Source organism: Aurantimonas marina, assembly GCF_017183135.1.
Classification (GTDB): domain Bacteria; phylum Pseudomonadota; class Alphaproteobacteria; order Rhizobiales; family Rhizobiaceae; genus Aurantimonas; species Aurantimonas marina.
Genome location: NZ_JADDXW010000006.1, coordinates 97642 through 118868, shown reverse-complemented (window position 1 = coordinate 118868; position 21227 = coordinate 97642). Strand labels below are relative to the sequence as shown.

General features: G+C 65.2%; 20 protein-coding genes and 2 pseudogenes. 5 read left to right on the top strand and 17 right to left on the bottom strand.

Annotated features, from left to right (window positions below):
• Window positions 1-48 precede the first annotated feature (48 nt).
• From ING15_RS09200 to ING15_RS09185, 4 genes and pseudogenes are all read right to left on the bottom strand, one after another.
• Window positions 49-518, bottom strand: a pseudogene (locus ING15_RS09200) (chemotaxis protein CheW).
• Window positions 518-1948, bottom strand: coding sequence for a methyl-accepting chemotaxis protein (locus tag ING15_RS09195; protein WP_232845662.1), 1431 nt, complete (start codon window positions 1946-1948; stop codon window positions 518-520). Before ING15_RS09195 ends, ING15_RS09200 begins: the two are co-directional and overlap by 1 nt.
• A 448-nt stretch (window positions 1949-2396) precedes the next feature.
• Window positions 2397-2867, bottom strand: a complete 471-nt coding sequence (locus tag ING15_RS09190) for a chemotaxis protein CheW (protein WP_206454497.1) — start codon at window positions 2865-2867, stop codon at window positions 2397-2399.
• Window positions 2868-3062: 195 nt separating this feature from the next.
• Window positions 3063-3959, bottom strand: coding sequence for a dienelactone hydrolase family protein (locus ING15_RS09185; protein WP_206454496.1), 897 nt, complete (start codon window positions 3957-3959; stop codon window positions 3063-3065).
• 109 nt (window positions 3960-4068) lie between these two features.
• Between ING15_RS09185 and ING15_RS09180 the strand changes: the two genes are divergently transcribed.
• Both ING15_RS09180 and ING15_RS09175 read left to right on the top strand, forming a co-directional pair.
• The gene (locus ING15_RS09180; protein WP_206454495.1) at window positions 4069-6708 is read left to right on the top strand and encodes an ATP-dependent helicase; all 2640 of its coding nucleotides are present in this window, start codon (window positions 4069-4071) and stop codon (window positions 6706-6708) included.
• A 31-nt stretch (window positions 6709-6739) separates the two neighbouring features.
• Window positions 6740-7141: pseudogene (locus ING15_RS09175) on the top strand (DNA-3-methyladenine glycosylase I); the annotation flags it as partial.
• 27 nt (window positions 7142-7168) lie between these two features.
• On the opposite strand, the gene ING15_RS09170 reads toward ING15_RS09175, so the two are convergent.
• From ING15_RS09170 to ING15_RS09150, 5 genes are read right to left on the bottom strand one after another with little or no spacing between them, the layout of a single operon-like run.
• Window positions 7169-7543 carry a DUF2019 domain-containing protein gene (locus ING15_RS09170; protein WP_206454493.1) on the bottom strand — a complete coding sequence of 125 codons (375 nt, stop codon included), beginning with the start codon at window positions 7541-7543 and terminating at the stop codon, window positions 7169-7171.
• A 36-nt stretch (window positions 7544-7579) separates the two neighbouring features.
• Window positions 7580-7948 (bottom strand): DUF2019 domain-containing protein, encoded by a 369-nt coding sequence (locus ING15_RS09165; RefSeq protein WP_206454492.1) that lies wholly within the window; start codon window positions 7946-7948, stop codon window positions 7580-7582.
• Between the two features lie 5 nt (window positions 7949-7953).
• Window positions 7954-8325, bottom strand: a complete 372-nt coding sequence (locus tag ING15_RS09160; RefSeq protein WP_206454491.1) for a DUF2019 domain-containing protein — start codon at window positions 8323-8325, stop codon at window positions 7954-7956.
• Between the two features lie 4 nt (window positions 8326-8329).
• Complete coding sequence (locus ING15_RS09155) at window positions 8330-8713, bottom strand: DUF2019 domain-containing protein (RefSeq protein ID WP_206454490.1); 384 nt, start codon at window positions 8711-8713, stop codon at window positions 8330-8332.
• Entirely contained in the window at window positions 8710-9459 is a 750-nt protein-coding gene (locus tag ING15_RS09150) for a hypothetical protein (RefSeq protein WP_206454489.1), read from the bottom strand. The genes ING15_RS09155 and ING15_RS09150 overlap by 4 nt, the downstream gene beginning before the upstream one ends.
• Before the next feature lie 1401 nt (window positions 9460-10860).
• Between ING15_RS09150 and ING15_RS09145 the strand changes: the two genes are divergently transcribed.
• The 3 genes from ING15_RS09145 (at window position 10861) to rarD (ending at window position 14195) form a co-directional block, all read left to right on the top strand.
• A complete protein-coding gene (locus tag ING15_RS09145) occupies window positions 10861-12087 on the top strand; it encodes a BaiN/RdsA family NAD(P)/FAD-dependent oxidoreductase (RefSeq protein WP_206454488.1) in 1227 nt (408 codons plus the stop codon).
• Window positions 12088-12197: 110 nt separating this feature from the next.
• Window positions 12198-13163 carry a prolyl aminopeptidase gene (gene pip / locus ING15_RS09140; protein WP_206454487.1) on the top strand — a complete coding sequence of 322 codons (966 nt, stop codon included), beginning with the start codon at window positions 12198-12200 and terminating at the stop codon, window positions 13161-13163.
• A gap of 120 nt (window positions 13164-13283) precedes the next feature.
• Complete coding sequence (gene rarD, locus ING15_RS09135; RefSeq protein ID WP_206454486.1) at window positions 13284-14195, top strand: EamA family transporter RarD; 912 nt, start codon at window positions 13284-13286, stop codon at window positions 14193-14195.
• Between the two features lie 36 nt (window positions 14196-14231).
• Here rarD and ING15_RS09130 read toward each other — a convergent pair whose 3' ends face one another.
• The 8 genes from ING15_RS09130 to ING15_RS09095 form a co-directional block, all read right to left on the bottom strand.
• Entirely contained in the window at window positions 14232-15782 is a 1551-nt protein-coding gene (locus ING15_RS09130) for a GNAT family N-acetyltransferase (RefSeq protein WP_206454485.1), read from the bottom strand.
• 103 nt (window positions 15783-15885) lie between these two features.
• Entirely contained in the window at window positions 15886-16491 is a 606-nt protein-coding gene (locus ING15_RS09125) for a TIGR00730 family Rossman fold protein (protein ID WP_206454484.1), read from the bottom strand.
• A gap of 106 nt (window positions 16492-16597) precedes the next feature.
• Window positions 16598-17356 (bottom strand): ABC transporter ATP-binding protein, encoded by a 759-nt coding sequence (locus ING15_RS09120; protein ID WP_210348837.1) that lies wholly within the window; start codon window positions 17354-17356, stop codon window positions 16598-16600.
• Complete coding sequence (locus ING15_RS09115) at window positions 17304-18041, bottom strand: ABC transporter permease (RefSeq protein WP_206454587.1); 738 nt, start codon at window positions 18039-18041, stop codon at window positions 17304-17306. Before ING15_RS09115 ends, ING15_RS09120 begins: the two co-directional genes overlap by 53 nt.
• 52 nt (window positions 18042-18093) lie before the next feature.
• Window positions 18094-19077 (bottom strand): ABC transporter substrate-binding protein, encoded by a 984-nt coding sequence (locus tag ING15_RS09110; RefSeq protein ID WP_206454483.1) that lies wholly within the window; start codon window positions 19075-19077, stop codon window positions 18094-18096.
• 121 nt (window positions 19078-19198) lie between these two features.
• Window positions 19199-19789, bottom strand: coding sequence for an energy-coupling factor transporter transmembrane component T family protein (locus ING15_RS09105; RefSeq protein ID WP_206454482.1), 591 nt, complete (start codon window positions 19787-19789; stop codon window positions 19199-19201).
• Window positions 19786-20460 (bottom strand): energy-coupling factor ABC transporter ATP-binding protein, encoded by a 675-nt coding sequence (locus ING15_RS09100; protein WP_206454481.1) that lies wholly within the window; start codon window positions 20458-20460, stop codon window positions 19786-19788. The genes ING15_RS09105 and ING15_RS09100 overlap by 4 nt, the downstream gene beginning before the upstream one ends.
• Window positions 20461-20477: 17 nt before the next feature.
• Window positions 20478-21035 carry a biotin transporter BioY gene (locus tag ING15_RS09095; RefSeq protein ID WP_206454480.1) on the bottom strand — a complete coding sequence of 186 codons (558 nt, stop codon included), beginning with the start codon at window positions 21033-21035 and terminating at the stop codon, window positions 20478-20480.
• Window positions 21036-21227: the final 192 nt, after the last annotated feature.

The following is a 21227-nucleotide window of genomic DNA, read 5'->3' as shown; positions in this document are numbered from 1 at the left end:
AAAGGCCGGCCGCATGGTTGTACGCCCGGCCTCCTGGATTGTTTCGCGTCAAGCCGCTTCCGCGAGCGCGACGGCCTGCGGAAACATCTGTTCGAGGTTGAGGAAGCAGATCATGCCGTCCGAGTGCGCGACGATCCCCTGCGCATAGCTCTTCTCGCAAGCTCCGCTCATTTCGGGACGGGCTGGATGCTGGAATGATCGACGGTCATGATGTCGGAGAGGCGGTCGACCAAAAGGCCGAGCGTCCTGCCGTGAACCTCAACCACCACGATCGCGCTGCGTGGATTGGGGTCCGTGGCGGTCATTCCAAGTTCGCGGGCCATGCTGACCACTGGATTGATGGTGCCGCGCAGGTTGATCAAGCCCAAAATGTCCGGCGGGGAGTTCGGCAAGGGAGTCGATTACGACCACCCTCTGATTTCGCGAACCGAGATGGTCCGGACACAAAACTCCTGCTCGTTGATGCGAAAGGCGACGATTTCGAGCGGTCCGCCGTCCTCGCCGATGTCGGGAGCCATCAAAATTCCTCCCACTTGTTGGCGTCGACCGCCGCGTTGCCATTGGTCGCGAAGGCGCGGGAGACTTTCCCGACGAGCTGCCGGGCTGGAGAATCCGGCATCGTCGCGACTTTTCGGCCGGCGGGCTGTGCTTTATTCCCCTCGTCGCCGAGCTCGAAATGGCCCAACAGCTCGGTCAAGGCCGCGGCTTGCTGGCTCAGGCCGTGACAGGCCGCGGAGGACTCCTCCACCATGCTGGCGTTTTGCTGCGTGCCCTGGTCGATCGAGGCGACGGCCTTGTTGATCTCCTGAAGCCCGACCATTTGTTCGCGCGCGGCCTCGACGATCGCCGTGACGTGCTGGTCGATCTCCTTCACCTCGCTGACGATGGTCTCGAGCGCGGCACCCGTCTCGCCGACCAGCCCCACACCCAGCTTGACGTTCTCGCCTGAGGTGTTGATCAGACTCTTGATCTCCTTCGCCGCTTTCGCCGAGCGCTGGGCGAGTTCGCGCACTTCCTGGGCCACAACCGCGAAGCCCCGACCGGCTTCGCCGGCGCGCGCCGCCTCAACGCCAGCGTTGAGAGCCAGGAGATTGGTCTGGAATGCGATCTCGTCGATCACCCCGATGATGTTGACGATCTGGCCGGACGAGGCCTCGATTTCGCCCATCGCGGCGACGGCACGCCGCACGACCTCGCCGGACTTCTCCGCTTCCGCCCTGGTCTGGGCGACCCGTTGCCCGGCCCCTTCGGCGCGCTCGGTGGAACTCTTCACGGTCGCCGCCATCTCTTCGATCGCCGCGGCAGTCTCCTCGACTGACGCGGCCTGCTGTTCCGTCCGCTTCGCCAGATCGTCGGATGCTGTCTGGATTTCGACGCTGGCGCTATGGATAGCGGACGCATTGTCGCCGACCTTCTGCAGGGCCGCCTCCAAGGTGCTGACGGACTGGTTGAAGTCCTTGCGCAACTTGTCGAGCGCCGGAATGAAAGGCCGGGTGATGCGCTGTCGCACGTCGCCATCGGCCATCCGGCCGAGTCCGCTGGCGAGTTGGTTGACGGCTTCGACGCGGCCGGTGATGTCGGTCGCGAATTTGACCACCTTCATCACCTTGCCGCTTACATCGAAGATCGGGTTGTAGGTCGCCTGGATCCAGATTTCCTTGCCACCCTTGCCGATCCGCTTGTACTCGCGCGCATCGAATTCGCCGCGTCCGAGCTTAGCCCAGAACGCTTTGTATTCGGCGCTCTGGGCATAGGCCGGCTCGACGAACATCGAATGGTGCCTGCCGGCGATCTCGCTGACGTCATAGCCGACAGCGCTGCAGAAGTTCTCGTTGGCGGTGATGATCGTGCCATCCGGCCTGAACTCCATCGTTGCCAGAGACTTGCTGAGCGCCTCGAGAACGGACTTTGAATCGCCACTCCCAAATCCTGCCGGTAGAATACCCATCAAACCTGTCTCCTCACCCTCACTGCCGACTTTCCGGTCGGACCCAATAGAACTCGCGCCAATATGAAGGCGCGTCGCTCGTCGGACAGCCGGGCGCGCTTTCGCGACGCTCAGGCATACGCTTGGCATCCGGCAAGCGAGCTTAAGGGGTTGTTAGACGGCTATCTGTTAACAACTGATTTCATTCGTAAGTATTTGCATCACGCATCGGTGAGGAAGGTGCGATGTAAAAAGAGTACGGATGATAATTGTTATTGCCGGCGCACAACCCAATGGGCCCGACGGCAAACCTGAAATGCCTTTGTCGCGTTTCTCGTAACGAACTCTGAAATAACCAGAAATCGCCGCTGCCGCTTGGTTGCGACGTTAGTACCTCGGGCGAGAGCCGAGGGCGAATATCGAAGGTGCCGCCGTTAATTGGCGGCGGTCTCCGTCTCCCCTTGCGGCATTACGCCGCAGCCTTTAATTTGGCGACGTCGGGAAACATCCGGTCCAGGTTGAGGAAGCAGATCATGCCGTCGGCATGCGCGATGATGCCTTCGGTATATCTCTTATCGTAGCCGCCGGTCATTTCCGGCACCGGCTGGATGGTGGAGCCGTCGAAGGTCAGGAGGTCGGACAGACGGTCGACGAGCAGACCGAGAACCGTGTCCTGGACCTCGACGACCACGATGGCGCTGCGTGGATTCGGCGCCGCCGCAGTCATGCCGAGCTTCCGGGCCATGCTGACCACCGGAATGACCGTTCCGCGCAGATTGATCATGCCCAGGATGTCGGGCGCGGAATTCGGCAAGGGGGTCGATTGCGACCACCCCCGTATTTCGCGGACCGAAATCGTCCGGACGCAGAATTCCTGTTCGTTGACACGGAAGGCGACGACTTCGAGTGGGCCGCCCTCGTGATAGTCCTGGGTCTTCATTGCCGTTTCCCTCCACGCGTCGCGGCAAGGATCGGCCGAGCGACGGGTTCGATCCGATGACCAAACGGCATTTGGATTAATAATCTGGCGGCGGGCAGGGTTAAAATTCGATCAACGAAGCCGAGAAACTTCGCCTGGTCGCGCGCCATACGGCGCGCGTCCGAGCATTCGTGCGGTAGCCGGAACGCGGCGGACTCAACCGCCGCCGAGCCGCTCCTTCAAAAACGCCACCGTCGTCTCCCACGCGCGGTCCGCCGCTTCCTTGTCGTAGCGAGCCGCCGAGGTGTCGTTGTTGAAGGCGTGGTTGACGCCCTCATGGACGACGATCTCATGCTCGACCCCGGCCGCCTCCAGCGCCGCCTTGTAGGCGTCGATGCCGGCATTGATGCGCTCGTCGAGCCCGGCATAGTGCAGCAGCATCGGCGCCTTCATCCTGGCGACCTCCGCCGCGTCGGGCTGGCGGCCGTAATAGGCGACGCCGGCGCCGAGCTCCGGGTCGGCGACCGCGAGGCTGTTGACCAGCCCGCCGCCCCAGCAAAAGCCGACCGCGCCGACCTGGCCGCTGGTGCCGGCCTCGCTCGCCGCCCATTGGCGCGCCGCGACGGCGCTTTCCACCGTCTTGCCGGCGTCGAGCGCGCCGATCATCTCGCGCGCCTTGTCCTCGTCCGGTGGCGTGCCGCCGTCGATCGACAGGAAGTCCGGCGCGACCGCGACGAAGCCCTCCAGCGCCATGCGCCGCGCGACGTCCTGGATATGGCCGTTGAGGCCGCGGTTTTCGTGGATGACGAGGACGCCGGGAAGCGGGCCCTCGGCGTTGGCCGGCTTGGCGACATAGGCCTTCATCTCGGCGCCGCCGGCCGGGAATTGCGCCCACATCGTCGTCACCCGCTCGTCCTGCGAGTCGACGATCTGGGCGCTCGCCTTGGACGCACCGATCAGCGGCGCGATCGCGGCGGCGGCGGTGGCCGAGCCGGCGAGGCGGGTCAGCTTGGCCATGAAGCCACGCCGGTCCAGTGTCAGATGGGTGTATTCGTCATAGGCGTCGATCATCGCCTGGGTGATTTTCGGGGTCCGTGGCGTCTGGTCTGTCATTGCGCTTGCTCCCTTGCTCCATCATCGAGAATACTAATGCGGGAGCCTCTGCCCGCAAGGCGACCGCGTTCCCCTAGTGTTCCGCGCCCGAACCATTACATTGCGCGCGATGACCGATTCCCATGATCCTTCCGGCCCCGTCGCTCCCCGGGCCGGCTCCATCGCGGCCCGCGCCATGGCTGCCCGGGGTTCCCGCGCGCCCGACTATCTCGCCGGCCTCAACGAGGAACAGCGCGCCGCCGTCGAGACCACCGAGGGGCCCGTTCTGGTGCTCGCCGGCGCCGGCACCGGCAAGACGCGGGTGCTGACCACGCGCATCGCCCACATTCTGGCGACCGGGCGCGCATGGCCGTCGCAGATCCTCGCCGTCACCTTTACCAACAAGGCGGCGCGCGAGATGAAGAACCGCGTCGGCCTTCTCGTCGGCGAACAGGTCGAGGGCATGCCCTGGCTCGGCACCTTCCACTCGATCGGCGTGAAGATCCTGCGCCGCCACGCCGAGCTGGTCGGGTTGAAATCCAACTTCACCATCCTCGACACCGACGACCAGATCCGGCTGATCAAGCAGCTGATCCAGGCGGAAAATCTCGACGACAAGCGCTGGCCGGCGCGCGGCTTCGCCCAAATGCTCGACGCCTGGAAGAACAAGGGCCTGACCGCGAAGGACATTCCCGAGGGCGACGCGCGGGCCTTCGCCAACGGCAAGGGCCGCGAGCTCTACGCCGCCTATCAGGCGCGGCTGAAATCGCTCAACGCCTGCGATTTCGGCGACCTCCTGCTGCACCCGATCGCGATCTTCCGCGCTCACCCGGACGTTCTGGCCGAGTATCACAAGCGCTTCCGCTACATCCTGGTCGACGAGTATCAGGACACCAATGTCGCGCAATATCTCTGGCTGCGACTCCTGGCGCAAAGGCCGACGCGGCGGGACTCAACCGCGATCGCAGAGACACGCGCCCCGGCCGCAGGCCGCAAGGGCGACCGCCCGTCGGCCGGTGAGGCCGCGCCCGCGCAGGCCAGCGAGCGAAGCGAGCGCTCGGCCGTGAGCGAAGATCAGAGGCAGCAGATCAACATCTGCTGCGTGGGCGACGACGACCAGTCGATCTATGGCTGGCGCGGCGCCGAGGTCGACAACATCCTCAGGTTCGACAAGGACTTTCCCGGCGCCACCGTGATCCGGCTGGAGCGCAACTACCGGTCCACCGCCCACATCCTCGGCGCCGCCTCCCACCTCATCGCCCACAATGAGGACCGGCTCGGCAAGACGCTGTTCACCGACTTCTCCGACCCCGAGCACCAGAAGGTCGAGGTCAATGCCGGCTGGGATTCGGAGGAAGAGGCCCGCGCCATCGGCGAGGCGATCGAGGATCTGCAGCGCCGCGACAACCACGATTTGAACGACATGGCGATCCTGGTGCGCGCCTCCTTCCAGATGCGCACCTTCGAGGACCGCTTCGTCACCATGGGCCTCAACTACCGGGTGATCGGCGGCCCGCGCTTCTACGAGCGCATGGAGGTGCGCGACGCGCTGGCCTATTTCCGCTGCGTCGTTCAGCCCGCCGACGATCTGGCCTTCGAGCGCATCGTCAACACGCCGAAGCGTGGGCTCGGCGATGCCACCATCCGCCTGCTGCACGACTACGCCCGCTCCCGCGAAATCCCGCTGATCGCGGCCGCCGGCGAAATGGTCGAGACGGAAGAGCTGAAGCCCAAGCCGCGCAACGCGCTGCGCCGTGTCGTCACCGACCTCGTCCGTTGGGCCGGGCTGCTGGATTCCACCAAGCACACCGAGCTGGCCGAGCAGATCCTGGAGGAGTCCGGCTACACCGCGATGTGGCAGGCCGACCGCTCGGCCGAGGCGCCGGGCCGGCTGGAAAACCTGAAGGAGCTGATCCGCTCGATGGAGGAGTACGAGTCGCTCGCCTCCTTCCTCGAACATGTCGCGCTGGTCATGGACACCGAGCAGAACGCCGATCTCGATGCCGTTTCGATCATGACGCTGCACGCCGCCAAGGGGCTGGAATTCGAGACCGTGTTCCTGCCCGGCTGGGAGGAGGGGCTGTTTCCCCATCAGCGCGCTTTGGACGAGGGCGGCAGAAGCGGTTTGGAAGAAGAGCGCCGGCTCGCCTATGTCGGCATCACGCGCGCCAAGCGCCGGGCCAAGATCTGGTTCGTCTCCAACCGCCGCATTCACGGCCTGTGGCAGTCGACCATTCCCTCGCGCTTTCTCGACGAGCTGCCCGAGGCGCATGTCGAGGTGATGGAGGCCAACACCAACAATTACGGCGGCTACGGCGCCTCGCGCTGGGACGGCGCCGCGGCGTTTCAGGAAAACGCCTACCAGACGCCGGGCTGGCGCCGGGCCCAGGCCGCGAATGCCGGTTTTGCCGGGGGCAAAGGCGGCGGCGACGGCTGGTCCGGTGGCCGCGCGCGGCAGATCGACTATGGCGGTGGTGGCGGCTCGAACGCGCGCGCCGGCGCGGATGGGGGCAGGGGCCACAACCAGCCGCCGAAACAGGGGTTTGGCCTTTATGCCTCGGCCAGAAAGGGCGGTCCGCGCGAGATCGAGGGCGAGCTGGTGGCCAAATCCGTCATCGCCGAGGACAGCCGCTTTGCCAGCGGCGACCGGGTCTTCCACCAGAAATTCGGCAACGGCACCGTCGCCTCGGTCGAGGGCAACAAGCTCACCGTCGATTTCGACAAGGCTGGCCAGAAACGCGTTCTGGAAGGGTTTGTGGAGGGGGTGTGAGGGGCGCGGCGCTACACGGCCAGGGCGTACTGTGGCGGCGATGGACGAATCCGACATTGAGCGCCTGGTTCTAGACGCCCGCATCATCCGGCATCGCGGCAAGATCGTCTCGGCGATCAACAACGCCCGCCGCGCGCGCGACATCCGTGCCGAGCACGGCTCGCTTGCGGCCTTCCTGTGGGCGCACGAGCCCGGTTCCGACGAGCGTCCGTCCGCACTGACCGGCGCCTGGCTTGCCGCCAACCCGGTGACGCCGGCCTCGACGCGCCTGTCCAAGGCTCTGAAGAAGGCCGGCTTCAGCTTCGTCGGCCCGACCACGATCTATGCCTTCATGCAGTCGATGGGCTTCGTCAACGACCATGTCGAGGGCTGCTGCATACGCGACGCCTGCGCGGCCGACCGCGCCGCGTTCAAGCGGCCGAAGCGGACGTAGCGCGGCTGTCACCCTAGCCCGGGAGCCTCACTCCGGAACGAACCGTCCATCGTCGAGCATCTGAATCGCCATTCCCGCGTCGAAAGCCTGGGAGCCGGACTCCCACGCCGCGACGGCTTCCAGCGTCTCGCGCGCAAGGAGCGGTGCCACGACGAGCGTCGCATGAGCCGCGTTCAAACGGATTTGTGCGTTGGGATGTTCGAGAAGCGGGATCAGCGCCCGTCGCTGATCGCCGGTACGCCGCTTCAGTTCTTTCTCATACGCGAACTGGCGACGCGCCAGCTGATTGAACGTGCCGGTGTCGTCCACTTCTATCGCCTTGTCCTGAGCAAGGCCGATCGCGATGTACTCCCGGACGATGTCGGCGACCGCGAGTTCGGTGAATTGGGGTGCGGTCGTCATTTCAGAACCTTCGCATTTCGTAGCGTTGGCGTCGCCTCAGGCCGGTACGTAGGTTCCCCGTTCCAAAGCATTGAGCATGCTGATCGCGTCGGCGGCTTGGGGATATTCGCGCCGGGCATGGATCAGTCGAAGCGTCTCTCGCGCCTCGTCCGGCAGGAGGGCGAGTGTCGAGAGGGCCGCGTTCATACGGACTTGAACGTTCATATGATCGAACAAGGGCAGCAAGGCTCGCCGTTCGTCGCCCTGGCGTGACCGTAGCTCCGCTTCCAAGGCAAGATAGTCATCGACAAGATTGTTGTAGCGCTGGTGATTGTCGTCATCGATGGCTTTCGATTGGGCGAGGCCGACGGCGATGAAAGCCTCGATGAGCTCTGGAACCGTTAGGTTGGGTCGGATGGTTGCCATGAGCCTCACCCCGGCTTGTCGATCCCCCTATCCATAGCATAGAGCGCCATGCCGGTATGGCCTGCCTGCGGGAAGTGCCGCGAGTCTGCGATTTCCTCGATCATCCGGCGCGCGACCTGCGGAGCCACCGTTCGCGTAGCCTGAGCCGCGTTGAGCCGGACCTGCCAATTCGCGTGCCCATAGAGCGCAAGTAGCGCGCGGCGCTGGTCGCCTTCGCGGCGTTGCAGTTCGTCCTCGACGGCCTTCGCCCGGTCATAGAGCTGGTTGAACCTGCCGACGAGATTATCCAGCATTGCTTCGTCCTGTGCGGTTCCGATTTCGACATAGCGGGCGACGAGTTGCTCGATCGTGAGTTCGCCGAGCTTCGCTCGTGTCATGGCTTCAGTGCTTCCGCTTGGCCGCATCTCCCCGCGCGCCGCGAAGCCACATGCCGGCGTCCGCTGCTTGTGGGAAACGTTGGGAAGCTCTGATTTCTCCCAACAATTTAGTGGCCGCTGCGGGTGCGACTGTGCGGCATGCACGAGCAGCCTGGAGTCGCACCTGGATGTTCGGATGATCGAACAGCCCCATGAGCACACGTCTTTGATCGCCTGCGCGGCTCTCAAGTTCCGTCTCGATCGCCATCATCATGGGAAATGTCGCGTTGTAGCGGCGAGAATCCTCGACCTCGTTTGCATCGAACTGCCGCAGACACAAAGCGACGTAGGCTGCCAGAAGCTCATCAACTGCCATCCCGCCGAGATTCTTTTCCGACACAAGCGTCACGGTTTCAGAACTCCTTGTTCAACAAGCGCATCCAGGCCGACTTCGAACCGCTCGTTCCAACTTCTGCCGCGCAGATAATCGCGCGGCGACTTTCCATCGAAATCAGGATTTCGTCTCTGGTACCACCCGTTGATATCGTGGTGCTTGTAGCGAGGAATGCGCACAAGGTTATCCGGTCCCTCGATCTGAGGTGTCGTGAATCCGTCCTGATAGGCTGATTCCTTCTCGACGATATGATGGACGTCGGTCCCCTTCCTGCCTTTCTCAGCCTTCACCGCGCGCCGCAGTTTGTCGAGTGATTTCGGCTCGTCGAGATAGGTCTCGATGGGATCGAAGGCGCCCGTCAGCCAGCCGACCGCCTGGATGGCTTGCGCGACTAACCTGATTCTGGGGTCCGGCGCTCGGCTCAGCGCTGTCAGGAGCCAGCGCGCCATCCGCTTGGCGACGGCCGTGCGCCCCTTCGAAGTACCCGGGTCGCGCCTGGGCAGTTCCGGCGGGTCCTCCAGCGGCGGGCCGCCATTGTGGCCGATGCCGGGCTTCGGCAGTTTCAGGCGCGGGCTTTTCGGCGGCGTCTTGGGCGATCCGTCGGCCGCCGGTGTCTTCCTGGGGCCGGGGATATCGACTTGCAGGGGCTTGCTGCCGCCTCCCCGCCGCCAGCGGCCGGAGATGCGCCCACTGCCCTTGGGGTGACGGGCCTGGCTGGGGTCGAAGCCCGCCTTGAGGGCCAACGATTTCAGCCGCAGCACCGCGACCGAGACCCTCAGCCCAGCGATCTGCGCCCGCAAGCTGCTGAGCGGCTGGCTCGTCGCCGCACTGTCCTCTCTGGCCTCTCGTCTTTCCATGCCCATCCCTCGCCACCGACCGTCCCGATGCTACGGGACCGCCGAAAGACGGGGATAAGTTCGGCGCGAAGAGGCGGATGTCGGGGGCCTGTGCTGTCGTTCTTTGCCCGGCTCGGGCCGAGATGCCAGATCGGCGCCGGACAGGACTTCCTCTCGCGCTCCTGAGTCCGTCGAAAGGGGGAGAAAAGGCGCCGAGTTTTTATGCCGCGCGATCCTCATTCCGGGCCCTTAAGGCGGGCCTGCCAGGGCAGTGCGACGGCCGAATCTTCGCCGGAGCGGAGGCCGTCACCGAAGGGGAATGGGTCCTCGGGTCAAGCCCGAGGATGACGACCGCGTCGGGCGGCATCGCCAATCGCCTCGGCAGGTGTCCCACCATCCCCGAACGCGCGTCCTTTGCAGGCGTCCACCACCCCGAACGCGCGCCATCCCCGGCAATGCCGGAGCTTCAAGGTCGACCCCCGTTGGCCGCACTACCCAACGCGCGTCATCCTCGGGCTTGACCCGAGGACCCATTCCAAGCCGTCGCAACTGCCAAACCGTTGCAATCCGGGCCTCCCGCCGCCCTCCGCGCAAAATTTTCTCCCCACCCTTTTCCCCTCCCGCATAATCCCCTCACCGCCGGCCCACGGAACGGGCGCGAATGATCACCGGGATCGTTCGTTGGGCCAAGGGGTGCAATCCCTGGCGGTGCGGTGTCCGCGACGGGGCTTCTTCCGGAGAAGCGCTGGCCCGGACGGCCCTTTGCTCCGCCGGACCGTCCCCCACTAATGAGGGGTCTGCGGATCGGTCCGCTTGAACGCCCCGCCACGGGCGTGAAGAGCCGGCAGCGCACGCAAACTCATGAAAAGGCGAGGTTTGCGTGTCGAAGGGTTGGTCAAACGCCGCGCGGGATGCCGGAGGCGGACCGTATGACGTAAAACAGTCGGAGGGTTCGCCTCCGGCGTCCCGCCGCTCGCCTCGTCAGAGACGAGACGGCAACAGGGGCCCACCAGCGAGCCGCAAGGCAAAGCTTAAGGGTGGGACAAAGAAACTGGCCCGTCAGTGAGCGGCAAGGCGAAGCTTAAGGAGGGGACAGAGAATGCTGGCCCGCCAGCGACGAGCTTCGCGAGGAGCTTAAGGGCGGGACAGAAAATCCAACTCTTCGGCCCAATCGGGTGCGAAGGCGCTTTGGCGCGCCGGTTGTCAAGCAGATTTCCGCGCTGCGTCATCCCGGTTTTCAGCCGGGACCTTGTGTGGTTGGTGTATGAGGAGCGGAGAGGAGGCAGAGGGAATCTACCGCAATGGTCTCCACCGCGAAAGGCCAAGATGGACTACGACGCGATCATTCTCGGCGCCGGCGGCGCGGGTCTCCTGGCGGCTGCGACCGCGGGGAAGGCTGGCGCGCGGATTCTTTTGATCGATCACGCGGACGCGCCGGGGAAGAAAATCCTGATCTCGGGCGGCGGACGCTGCAATTTCACCAACCGCGAGACGGAACCCCACTGCTACCTGTCCGGGAATCCGCATTTCGCAAAATCCGCGCTCAGCCGTTACACCCAGTGGGACTTCCTCGCGCTGGTCGAACAGCACGGCATCGCCTGGCACGAAAAGACCCTCGGACAGCTGTTCTGCGACGGGTCGGCGCGGCAGATCGTCGACATGCTGCTGGCGGAATGTCACCAGGGCGGCGTCGAAATCCGGCTGTCCACGGAGATCGGCGAGATCGGCCACGCCGACGGGCGCTTCCGGGTCGCCAACGCGACGGCGCCGCAACTGGTCATTGCGACGGGCGGCCCCTCGATCCCGAAAATGGGCGCGACGGGCAAGGCCTATGAGATCGCCCGGCACTTCGGCCTTGATGTCGTCACGCCCCGCCCCGCCCTCGTGCCGTTGACCCTCGGCCCGGACGAGAGGCTGTTTCGCGAGATCTCGGGGGTGTCCTGCCCGGCCGTGGCGCGGGTCGGCGACACGGCCTTCGCGGAGGCTGCGCTGTTTACGCACAAGGGGCTTTCCGGGCCGGCCATCCTGCAGATCTCGTCCTACTGGACTCCCGGCGAGACCATCGCGCTAACAGTGGTCGCGGACGCCGCCGAGATGCTGCGAGCGGCCAAACAGCGAATGCCCCGCGCCCATGTGAAGGCGGCGCTCGCTGAACATCTTCCCAACCGCCTCGCCGAGGCGCTGGCAGCCCGCATCGGCATCACCAGGGAACTTGCCAATGTCAGCGACGCGGAACTCGCCGCCGCCGCCGAGAGCTTGACGAACCTGACGTTCCGACCGACGGGGACCGAAGGCTTTGCCAAGGCCGAAGTGACCGCGGGCGGCATCAACACCGCCGAACTGTCCTCGAAAACCATGGAGGCCCGCCGGGTTCCGGGTCTCTACGTCATCGGGGAAGCCGTCGACGTGACCGGCTGGCTGGGAGGCTACAATTTCCAGTGGGCCTGGTCCTCGGGCGTTGCAGCGGGGAGGGCGGTGGCCGCGCGCCGAGCCGGAACGGCCGTGCCCGGGGGGGGAATTGCGGCCCACGCGGAGGCATCTGCGGATCGCTAAGGCGTCGACGGCCAGCCGCCCGTCCTGCCGTCGCGTGAAGCTAGGCCGGGGAGTTTATCCTTGCGCGCCGGCCTATTCCTGCGGGCGCGCGGCGCTATAAATTGTCCGCAATGACAGGTCCACTTCGCAAACCCTTTCCCGGCATCGAGCCCTATCAGACCGGCCGCCTGGACGTTGGCGAAGGGCACCAGCTCTATTATGAGCTGTGCGGTAACCCGCACGGAATTCCGGCCGTGTTCCTGCATGGCGGACCGGGGAGCGGCGCCTCGTCGCAGCACCGCCGGCTGTTCGATCCGGCGCGCTATCGCATCATGTTGTTCGACCAGCGCGGCTGCGGCCGCTCCACGCCGCTCGGCCGTCTGGACGACAATACCACCTGGCACCTTGTCGCCGACCTCGAACGCCTGCGCGCCTTGCTTGACGTGGAACGTTGGCTGCTGTTCGGCGGCTCCTGGGGCGCGACCCTGGCGCTGGCCTATGCGGAGAGGCATCCCGAACGGGTCAGCGGCATGATCCTGCGCGGCGTCTTCACCGGCCGGCGCTCCGAACTCGACTGGTTTTACGAGCGCGGCGCCAACCGGCTTTTTCCCGATCGCTGGGAGGATCTGGTGGGACAAATCCCGGCGGCTGAGCAGGACGACCTCGTCGCCGCCTACCGCAAACGGCTCACCCATCCCGACCGCGCCGTCCGCGCGGCGGCGGCGCGCGCATGGACGAACTGGGAGTCGGCGACGGTCATGTTGCGGCAGACCCCGGCAGGTGAAAACGGCAGCGGCGGGGCGGTGTCCGACGCCACGATCGCCTTCGCCCGGATCGAGAACCACTATTTCTACCACGACCTCTGGCTCAAGGAGGGGCAGTTGATCCGCGACGCACACCGTCTGGCGGATATTCCGGGCGTCATCGTCCAGGGCCGCTACGACGTGGTGACACCGGCGGTCACAAGCTGGCAGCTGGCCCAGGCATGGCCGAAAGCCGACTATCGGATGGTGGAGGGGGCCGGCCATGCCTTCGCCGAACCAGGCATTCTCCACGAACTCATGGAGGCCACCGAGCGGTTCACGCGCTCGCCATGATCCTTCATCCGATACTGGCGCATCACCAAAACGGATCGGTGCCATCATCGAAAACCGGGTGTCGTCGCGCCCGCTGTCTGATAGACCCGCAATCATTCAACCCTTTCATCGAGCGATAGCATGCCAGCGGGCGACGCGGGATCGAACAAGGGCTTTGCCTACGCCCTGAGCGCCTTTGCGATCTGGGGACTGGTGATGCCGGTCTACATGAAGGTCCTGGATGTGGTGCCGCCGCTGGAGATCCTCGCGCACCGGGTTTTGTGGGCGATTCCCTGCGCGGCGCTGATCCTGTGGTGGCAAGGTGGGCTCGGGACAGTCTGGCGGCACTTCAGGGAATGGCGGACATTGGCTCTGGCGGCGCTGACGGCCGCGATCATCTCGATTAACTGGGGTGTCTATATTTACGCCATCGCGACCGACCGCACGGTCGAGGCGGCGCTCGGCTATTACATCAACCCGCTGGTCAACGTGCTGCTCGGGGCAATCGTCCTCGGCGAGCGGCCGAACCGACCGCAGTCCTTCGCGATAGGGCTGGCCGTCATCGCCGTCCTCATCCTGACAGTACGGGCCGGAGGGCTTCCCTGGATATCCCTGACGCTGGCCTTTTCCTTCGGCACCTATGGGCTGCTGCGCAAGATGGTGCCGGTCGGCGCGACCGAGGGCTTCTTCCTCGAGGTGATGATCCTGGCGCCGCCGTCGCTCGCTGTTCTTCTGGTTTACTCAGGCGGGAATCATTTGTTCGCCAGCGTATCGGAAGCGGCGCTGCTCATCGGCACCGGACCGGTTACCGCGATTCCTCTGATTCTGTTCGCTGCGGGCGCGCGGCTTTTGCATTATTCGACGATCGGCGTCCTGCAATATGTCGCGCCGACGCTGATCTTCCTCACCGCGGTCTTCATCTTCGGCGAACCGTTCGACGCCTGGCAGTTCGTCGCCTTCGGCTTCACCTGGGCAGCGCTGGCGCTTTACACCTTTGCGCTGTTCCAGAAGGGCCGGGCCGCGCGGCGAGCGCTGCGGCCACAGGGCCTTTGAGCGGGCGCCATTCCCTGTGCCCGCTCAGGAAACCGGTCAGCCGCCGTCTGACCATTTCGTGCGATAGAGATCGAGCCGGCGGTCGCGCAGATTGCGCACCGAGCCTTCGTAGCGGGCCCAGTTGAGCGTCGCCAGATTGAGGTCGGCGACCGTCACCATCTCGACATTCTCCGAGGCTTCCGCGGCGATGCCGTCGCGGGCGAAGGGAAAGTCGCAAGGCGTGAAGATGCCGGATTGGGCATATTCGATGTCGAGATTGTCGACATTGCCGAGATTGCCGGTCATGCCCGAGGTGACGACGTAGCACTGGTTCTCGATGGCCCGCGCCTGGCAGCAATAGCGCACGCGCAGATAGCCGTGGCGGGTGTCGGTGTTGAATGGAACGAACAGGATGCGCGCGCCCTGGTCGGTGAGCCGCCGGGCGACCTCCGGAAATTCCGAATCGTAGCAGATCATTACCCCGATCGGACCGCAGTCGGTCTCGATGGTCTCGACGCTGTCGCCACCCTTGATCTGCCAATATTGCCGCTCGTTGGGGGTCGGGTGGATCTTCTCGCGCTCATGCACCGAGCCGTCGCGAAGGAAGACGTAGGCGACGTTCTGGATTTCGTCGTCCTCTGTCTTGGTGGCGTGGCTGCCGCCGATGATGTTGATGTTGCGCCGGATCGCCATGTCGGTCAGCCGCTGAACGAAATCCGGTGTGTGCTCGGTCAGCCGCTGAATCGCGGCCTCCGGCTTCAATTCCTGCGTCTCGCAAGACAGGAGCATCAGCGTGAAGAGCTCGGGGAACACGACGAAATCGCCGCCATACTCGGACGCCACCTCGATGAAATACTCGACCGCGTCGTAGAAATCCTGCGGTTTGGAAATCTGGCGGGCCTGCATCTGCACGGTGACGATGCGAACGATGTCCGGGTTGGACCGGTTGACCGGCTGGTCCTCGCGGGCGGGGTCGTAATAGGGGTTGCGCCAGACCATCAAGACACCATAGCCACCCGATGCGGTATCACTCGGATAGTAGTTCTTGAGCAGCAGTTCCGGCTCGAAGCCGGCACTGAGATGGAAAGACGCAACCGGATCCTTGGCTTCGTTGGACTTGACGGCGTCGATATAGGCTTCGGGCGTAGCGTATTTTTTCTTGTTGCGCTGATAGCCGGGCATGCGCCCCCCGAACGCGATGCCCTTCAGTTCAAGGTCCTGGCAAAGACGTCGGCGCGCGTCGTAGAGTCGCTTGCCGATGCGCAGCCGGCGACGATCGGGATCGACGCAGATTTCCGTGCCATAGAGCCACTCGCCCTTGCGGTCGTGCATCGCCGCGTAACCGCCGCCGGTCACCTCGGCCCAAGTGTGCTGACCGAGCGCCTTCTCCTCGGACAGGATCATCGTGGCCGCGTAGCCGACGATGTCACCCTCGTAGACGACGACAAACTGGCCCTCGGGAAACGCCGACAACTGGCCGAGGATCATGCCGCGCGTGTAGGGCTTCTCATCCTTGAAGACTTTGCCGGAGAGGTCGATGATCGCGGGGACATCGCTCTTTTCGGCAATGCGGATTTCGATCTTGGGGGTCGAGCGTTTCTCGGCCATGGGCTGGCAGGTCCTTGTCTTGGAAGGGAGACGCGGCGCAGCCGCAATCGTCGCATCTAGGACGAAAGCGGATTTCCGCAACCGTGTCGTGGGACGCTGAGGCTCAAAGCCGCTCGATGATCTCCAGCCGGCCGTCGCCGTCGTCCGCCGGTGCCGCGCCCAGAAGATGCGGCACGATGTCGGTGACGTCGTCGATGACGATGGGCCGGACCTGATGGGCGCGGTGCAGGAAACCTTCCTCGCCCATATGGTCGAGCAGCCGTGACAGCGGATCCCAGAAGCCGCCGATATTGGCGATGACGATCGGTTTTTCGTGCCGGCCGAGTTGGCTCCAGGTCAGGATCTCGACCAGTTCCTCCAGCGTGCCGATGCCGCCGGGCAGGGCGACGAACGCGTCCGAGCGCTGGAACATCAAGTGCTTGCGCTCGTGCATGTCCTCGGTAACGATCAACTCGTCCAGCCGCTTCAGCTCGCGCTCGGTCGCTTCCATGTCGATGAGGAAGCGCGGGATGATGCCGGTGACACCGCCGCCGGCCGCGATGACGCCCTCGGAGACGGCACCCATGATGCCGCGGGTGCCGCCGCCATAGACGAGCCGCATGCCGGCTTCGCCGAGCGCCTCGCCGAGCTTTCGCCCGCTGTCGATATAAAGCGGATCGCGGCCCGCCGAGGAGCCGCAATAAACGCAGACGGATCGAATCGTGCTCATGGTCGCGAGAGTCGGATGGGCGGGAGAGGAGGTCAAGCGGGGAAGGATAAACCGTCCCGATGATTTCCGCAGCGGATCACCGTGAAGTTCAACCCGTCGCCCATCCTCACAGAACCCCCGGAAACGCTGTGTCGACGGCCCGCAGCGTGTGTTCCGACCAGACCGCGTCGCGCGCGTCGCGAGGCGTGTCGATCTCGTAGACGCCGCGCACGGTCGCCGGCCGCGCCGTCAGAAAGACGATGCGATCTGACAGTTGCAGCGCTTCCCTCAGATTGTGGGTGACCATCAGCGCCGTCGTCGGCCGGGCCGACCAGACGTTCATCAGGAGTTCCCGCAGGCGGTTCGCGGTCATTTCGTCGAGCGAGACGAAGGGTTCGTCGAGCAGCAGCAGCGCCGGCTCGATGGCGAAGGCGCGGGCAAGGGCGACCCGCCGGGCGAGGCCTAGCGACAGCTCGCCCGGATAGCGCGAGCGCATCTCCGCAAGACCAAGGATGGCGAAGAGATCGTCAAGGTCGGCGCCGGCCATCGCCTCGGGCAGCGCCAGCCGGACGTTCTCTTCAACCGTCCGCCAGGGCAGGAGCCGCGGCTCCTGGAAGACGGCGGCGACGCGGCCGTTCTCGTCGGGCAGGCGGACATGGCCGGAAAAGTCAGTGTCGAGGCCGAGGATGATCCGGAGCGTCGTCGTCTTGCCGCAGCCGGATGGGCCGATCAGCGTGGTGAAGCTGCCTGGGGGCGCCTGGAAGGCGATCTCCGCGATCGCGCGCACCTCACCGCCGTCGACCGCGTGGAAGGTCTTGTCGCGGACGAGGACGTCAAGCGGGCCGGATGCGCCAGCGGGTGGAATAGGCTTCGAGCGGTTGGACAAGCAGGAACTCGATCAAGAGCATGATGGCGACGAAGGCCAGCGTGTAGGCGAGAATGGCGGCCACGTCGAACAATTGGAAATAGAGATAGATCTGGAAGCCGACGCCGTTCGAGCGGCCGAGGAGTTCGACCACCAGCGCGATTTTCCAGATCAGTGCGATGCCGGAGCGGGACGCGGCGGCGAAATAGGGCTGCAACTGCGGGATCACCACATGGCGCATCGTCTTTGCCCGGCCGAAGCGGTAGACGGACGCCATCTCGCTCAGGTTCCGGTCGAGGGCGCGGGCGCCCTCGCGCATCGTCACCACGACATTGGGGATCTTGTTGACGGCGATGGCGCCGATGGCGGCGGCCTCGTTGAGGCCGAACCAGATATAGGCGAGGACGATGACGACGAGCGCCGGGATGTTGAGGAAGAGGATCACCCACGGATCGAAGAACCGGTTGGCATCGCGGTTGAGTCCCAGCGCGATTCCGATCGCCGCGCCGATCGCCATGGCGAGCACGAAGGATACGGCGACGCGAAACAGCGTCATGGCGAGGTGAAAGAACAATTCGCCGGTCTTCGCGTCGCGCCAGAAGGTGTCGAGCACGGCGGGTGGCGCCGGCAGGGCGCGGCTGTCAGCGAAGGTCGCCACGACCCACCAAAGGGCGAGCAGGCCGGCCAAAGACAACAGCGTCATCAGGGCCGGGCCAGCGCAAATGCCGCGCCGTCGCCCGTGGGCTACGGCGGGACTGTCAACCACCATCGGCGAGGCCGGTCCAATAGGTGCCATCGACCAGCTCTGTGGACGGCCCGACGAGCTTTTCCCCGCCGATCCCGACAAGCAGCCGGTAGAGCGTCCTCGCGTCGGCTTCTTCATCCGCGGCGCTGCGGGACGGAATACCCTCGCGGTAGCGATCGCGCAGGGTATGCAGCGTCTTGTCGTTCTCGGCCTTGGTCAGGCGGGCCAGTATCCGCCATTCCTCGTCGGATGATGCGAGCAGCGCTTTTGTCGCCTTGTCGGCGGCGAGGAAGCCTTTGATCGCCTTCGGGTTCTTGTCGGCGAAGCTGTCACGGAATACCCAGCCGAGCGCCGCGACCGGACCCGAGGTTCCCATCTCGATGGCCGCGTCGGTCCCCGAAATCAGCGTTCGGAAGCCTTCGGCCTCGAGGCGGGCGGCGTAGTGCCAGAAATTCAGGACAGCGTCGAGTTCACCGGACTGGGCCTTGGCCATCAGCAGCGGTGGCGCGCCGAACACCACATCGTTTTCGCTCGCCAGGTCGATCCCGTATTTCTTTTTGGCAAGCGCCTGGATCAGCAACCAGTTCTTGTCGAGCGGGCCACCGGCAACCCCGATCGTCTTGGCTTTCAGGTCGCCGAGAGCCTTCATTTCACTGTCGCCGGCGACCATCATCGAGCCGACCGATGTCGAATAGGGCGCGAAGGTCAAGTCGGCTCCGGCCGACCGCTGGCGCGAGACCCAAAGCCAGTCGGAAACGATGATATCGACGTCGCCCGCCTGGATCGCGACGGTGGAGGCATCCTCGCCGGCAAAGGGCACGATCTCAACATCGACGCCGTTCTTCTCGTCGAGCCCATTGCGGGTCATGGCGTCGAGAGCCCAGTTGACGGTGCCGTATTTGAGCACGCCGACGCGGATTTTTTCCTGCGCCATCGCCCCAGTCAAGAAAGCCGCGAGCAACAAGACGGCGGCAAGCGCCGAGCGAAGCCAAAGCATGGTGGCGATCCTCCCCATCTCCTTTTTGACAGTGCCCTGATGCAAGAGCATAGCACGCGCCGGCGCCGTCATGGGCCGGGGCGAAGGATCGGGAAAATGTCCCCAACGCGCGACAGGGCGGTCAGGAGCGCGCGTCGATCGCCTCGGCTATCTCGTCGGCCATTTTCAGCAGCCTTACGATCACCGGAACCGCGAGCGCGACGATCGAGCGCTCCTGCCCGCGCGCGCGCTGGGCCTCGCGAACCTCCTCGACGATCGCGCCGACCGCCGGGATGAAGCGGATCGCCAGGGATATTGCCAGGCTCACCTTGCCGACGTCGAATCCGAAACGGGCGAGGGGGCTGAGTGCCCGTTCGATGACCGCAACGAGGTCAGCCGTGCGTGTGGTCAGCGTGACCAGGGAGGCGGCGAGGATCAGGGCCGCGAAGCGCAGGACGAGAAGCAGAGCCGCGGAAAGGCCGGCCAGCCAGAGCTGCGCCGCGAACAGGATGGCGAGGATCCAGAGAACCGGACGGATCTGGGCGAAGGCGGTATGGGCCGGAATGCGGGCCAGCGCATAGCCGGCCAGAACCATTGCGAGCGCGGTCGCCGCGAGCCACAGCTCATCGAAGGCGAAAAGGACGGTTCCGAGACCGAGGAGCGCGACGAGCTTCACCGACGCGCGGAGGCGGTGGATGGAGCTCGAACCCGGCTGGTAGAGGCCCGCGATCACCCGATGATCCCCAGATAGGCTGCAATCGCTTCTTCCGGCGCGGCGTCGGTGACCAGCCGGCCCCCGTCGAAGACCAGGACGCGGTCGAAACCGGCGAGAAGGGCGAGATCATGAGTGACGAGGAGGACGTGCTGATCCAGCCCCAGAACGGTGTCCATGACGCGGCGGGTGTTGCGAAGATCGAGGAGCGTGGTGGGCTCGTCGAGGACCAGCCAGGCCGGTTCCAGAATCATGACCCCGGCCAGCGCCACCATCTGGCGCTCGCCACCGCTGAGCTCGTGGACGAGCCGGTCGGCGAAGCCGTTGAGACCGAAGCGGTCGAGGGCCTGGTCCACCTTGCTGTCGATCTCGGCCTTGGGAACGTCGCGCCCCTTCAGGCCAAACGCCAAATCTTCGCCAACAGTCGGATAGACGATCTGGTTGTCGGGATTCTGGAAGACGAAGCCGACGCGGCGGCGCACCTCGCCACCATCGGCGCGCGTGTCCAATCCGTCGATGGCGACACGGCCGGCGGTCGGCAGGACCAGGCCGTTGAGCAGCCGCGCGAAGGTGCTCTTGCCGGACCCGTTCGCGCCGATAACCCCGATCCGCGGGGCCGAAAGCCGCAAGTCGAGATCGGCGAGGATTTGGCGCCCGGAGCGCTCGACTGAAACGCCGGCGAGTTCGATCATCGCTCGCGGAGCTGCCGTCAGGCCCGACCCGCGCGCGACGGGATCAGCGGGTAGGACCGCTTGACGGTCGCGATCACCACGGCGGCGAAGCCGGCCTTGACCAGGTCACCGGGAATGAACGCGGCCGAGCCGGAAAGCGCGGTCCAGAGCGGGATGTCGGCGATCGCGGCGACGACCGGGATGCCGATCGCGTAGAGCACGACGATGCCGCCGAAGACCGAAATCAGGAAGGCGCCGACAAAGCCGAGACCGTGCCAGAAACGCTCGGTCAGCCGGCCAATCACATAGGCGGCGACGATCCAGCCGAACAGGAAGCCGGCGGTCGGGCCGGCGAAGACGCCAATGCCGCCGCGTCCGCCCGACAGGAGCGGCAGGCCGATGGCCACCAGCACGAGGAACAGGACCATCGCCAGCGCCCCGCGCCTGGCGCCGAGGATGCCGCCGGCGAGCATGACGCCCATCGACTGGGCGGTGATCGGCACGCCGAGCGCCGGGATCGTCAGCGGCGGAAACACCGCGAGGACGGCCATCAGGGCCGCGAAGAGGGCGATATAGACGATGTCTTTGGTGGCCATCGGGGGTTGCCTTCGCATCGGGTGGGCGCATCATGCCGCGCTAGGTGACGGCTTTCTCTGACCCGATCGGACGACAAAGGTCAATCACTCGCGAGGGCACGGGGAAATCGCGACTCCCCCTTGGGCACTCTCTGAGCAGCATCCTCGGGCGGCTGCGATACCGATATCGCGCAATCGCCCGCAGTGCTTGGT